1 protein-coding gene and 3 pseudogenes are annotated in these 2,995 nt (G+C 59.3%); all 4 read right to left on the reverse strand.

Going from position 1 to position 2,995, the window contains the following annotated elements; genetic code table 11:
- Positions 1 to 439 precede the first annotated feature (439 nt).
- Positions 440 to 660, reverse strand: a pseudogene (locus HV670_RS31730) (IS110 family transposase); the annotation flags it as partial.
- Between the two features lie 277 nt (positions 661 to 937).
- Positions 938 to 1,057: pseudogene (locus tag HV670_RS32525) on the reverse strand (IS110 family transposase); the annotation flags it as partial.
- A 38-nt stretch (positions 1,058 to 1,095) separates the two neighbouring features.
- Positions 1,096 to 2,678 (reverse strand): IS3 family transposase gene (locus HV670_RS29600; RefSeq protein ID WP_246258118.1). Its coding sequence is split into 2 segments (ribosomal slippage): positions 1,096 to 2,207 and positions 2,207 to 2,678, totalling 1,584 coding nucleotides; the frame shifts between segments, so codons are not numbered across the junction.
- A gap of 56 nt (positions 2,679 to 2,734) precedes the next feature.
- Positions 2,735 to 2,887 (reverse strand): annotated as a pseudogene (locus tag HV670_RS29605) (IS110 family transposase); the annotation flags it as partial.
- Between the last annotated feature and the right edge of the window lie 108 nt (positions 2,888 to 2,995).

The raw sequence follows: 2,995 nt of genomic DNA on the forward strand, positions 1-2,995 counted from the left end.
GCCACAATACCCTAGCAAGCTAGGGCTGTCAACGCATTTCATGAACCAGCCTGGCTGTTGAGCGACGCGTCCAGTTGATTATTCCCAACTTTGGTTGCGGCCCGACGAATGAGCATTGGTCGCTTCGCCTGCAAAAGAGACAACGACAGCCAGGCGCAACGACCGGACCTCCTGCTTGACGCTTATATGAACGCCGCCCGGCTTGCAAGGTGATATCGTTGTGACGCTTGACGAGGATTTGGCTGCAGGCTTATATCCGGCGTCTGCAGGCCAGCCTGCGCGCCCTGATGGAATTCGCCAAGAACGACCTCTGCTATCTAGCGCGCTCGAAGCGCTCAGCGTCAATCAGGCTTATGTTCTTGCGGACCAACCTGTCTCGCCATCACATCGTTATCAACAACCTGTCTGCGTAGCTCCTCCTGCTCGATGCCTCGATTTTTCAGGTAATCTGCTGTGCTACGTAGTTTTTCTGGTACGTCCTGTCGTTCGCGAGTAGCGACGCGCTGTACGCGCCATCTTGTTTGCCAGTGCGACGGCAACCACGTTCGCAGGTCGACGCTGGGACAGTTGCTCGCACCAGGCTCCCTTGCTCCTGCTTCTGAACAGGACCGCTCGCGCTCCGTGGATCAGCAGCATGCGTATATAGCTATCGCCGCGTTGATATGACTCCCGGTGTCAAACCGGATCGGTTTTCATCATGGTCAAGGCAAATTTCCTGAGGGCGGCGTAGCAGTAAATCTCGACGGTGAATCACGCTGATATTCGCGGGTTGGCTGCCGCATTACAGAGGTCCGTCTCATGAGCCTGCCGCTTCCTTGCTACGCAAGTCGGCGGATGCCGTTGCCAAACATGGTCGCGGGCTACTCGAATACCGGGCTGCGCCGCCTTCAGGAAACTTTCGATTGTTCGTTGGTCTTTCTGCGGTAATGGCCTGCGTTCATGCGGTTTGTAGGCCGCGCGGTAGAGCCAGAGTCATACCGAGCCGACCGACGTCCCAGATGAATGCAGCCAACTCGCGTGCGACCGCGATGATCGCAACATGTGGGCACTTCCCTCGGAAATTTTTAAGCTAGTTGTCGCCTCAACGAATAAATTTCAGGCGGCCTTTCTCTCTTGGTTAGGGCGTTGCGGAGTGCCTGCCAGGGTGTCGGTTTGATCCGGGTTCAGATGCACAGCATTTACGCGCTGCCAGTTGCGCGTGCGGCCTTTCCATCGGAGCGGATTGCGTTGGCGGGCAGTCGCGTAGAGCGCCGCGCGTCGATCCAGAATCTCGTGGTCGAGGTTGGCATGGCGCTGTGCCGGCGTTACGAACCGGATCGCGCTGTGACGATGTTCCTCGTTGTACCAGCGCACCAGTGCGCCCACCCAGGCACGTGCGGCGAACAGGGTATCGAACGGCTTGAGGGGGTAAGCCGGCCGGTACTTCAGGGTCTTGAACAGCGACTCGGAATAAGGGTTGTCGTTGCTTACACCCGGACGACTCAACGACGGCATGACACCCAGCGCCTGGAGGGTGGCGAGCATCGTCGCGCCTTTCATCGGGCCGCCGTTATCCGAATGCAGAATCACCTTATCAGGCTGTATCGCTTCGCGCGCGCAAAGGTCCCGGAGGACTTCGCTGGCCAGCGCGCTGCTTTCCTCGGCATAGACCTGCCAGCCGACGATCTTGCGACTGAATACATCCAGAAACAGGTACAGATAAAAATACTGTCCACGGATCGTCGTCGGCAGATACGTGATGTCCCAGGAATACAACTGGTTCGGCGCGTCGGCGCAAACCGAACGCGGTTTGCTGCGAGCGTGGGCCGGCCGTTCGCTGCGCCGGTGGGCGAGTTGCTTCTCGGCCTTCAGTATCCGGTAGAACGTCGATTCGGAGGCGATATAGCGTTGCTGGTCTGCCAGTCGCGGCACGATCTGGGTTGGCGGCAGATGACCGAATTCGGCCGAGTTCGCGACCGCCAGCAACTCGGCGCGTTCGTCGGCAGAAAGCTTGTGGCATGGCTCATGGTGCCGTAACGAGCGCCCGTCCACCGCGTCAGGTTCGCCGCGTTGCCAGCGCTGAACGGTCCGGGCACTGAGCCCCAGAATGTTGCACGCGTGTGCCTGGCGAGCCCCGGCCAGGGTCGCCTCGCTGATCAGGCTGATCAATTCCTTGCGCTCTTCAGGGGCCGTCATTCGGCCTCGCCCTCGAACAGCGCACGGTACTGTTTTTGCAGCACCAGTAGCGCCGCAGCTTCAGCCAGTGCCTTCTCCTTGCGTTTCAACTCGCGCTGCAGCTGGACATTGGCCTGCTTCAGATCCCGTACTTCCTGGGCGCTCTCGCGCCGGCTCCCGGTTCCACCGACGGTGCAAAAATTCGCTCGCCACTGCGCGAGATGATGCGCAAACAGGCCGCGCTCCCGACACCAGCCGTTCAATGCTTCGTCGACCAGCCCGTGACTCTCCTGCAAGGCCATCAGACGTTCTTCCAGCGACCAGTCTTCCGGACGTCTTGCGTGTCCGGAGCTCGAGCTCCGGTTCGCGGCGGCGGCGCCTCTCATCCATTTCCTCAATGTCAATACGTTCACGTTCAATTCGTCGGCCACCGCTCCAACTGTTCGGCTCCCGCGCTGCAGGACCTTCGACAGCGCCTGCTCCTTGAACTCAACAGAATACGTTTGTTTCGCTTCAACCTGCACCTCTGACTCTTCTTGATAAGAAAGTTCAGAAGCGACAACTAGTCTGACGCCGGGGGCCCTTTGGTTACGAGCTTACGATATCGCCTGCACAGTCTCAGCTGCGCGTCCCAGGCACGATCGATTATCGGTTTCGGTAGACCTTCATGCCTGCGTTGAATATCGATGCTCACGCGTGCCGGATGTCGGTAGCTCCACGCTGATTCGACTAGGGACACGCTGACCAATACGCATCGCATAGCCGGTTGACGTGCGAATGGATGCGACGATCGGCCCGCGGGCACTGCCGATGCTGAATAGCGGGTCTCGACAGCCTTTGG

This window comes from Pararobbsia alpina (genome assembly GCF_902859895.1).
In the GTDB taxonomy this organism is placed as follows: Bacteria; Pseudomonadota; Gammaproteobacteria; order Burkholderiales; family Burkholderiaceae; genus Pararobbsia; species Pararobbsia alpina.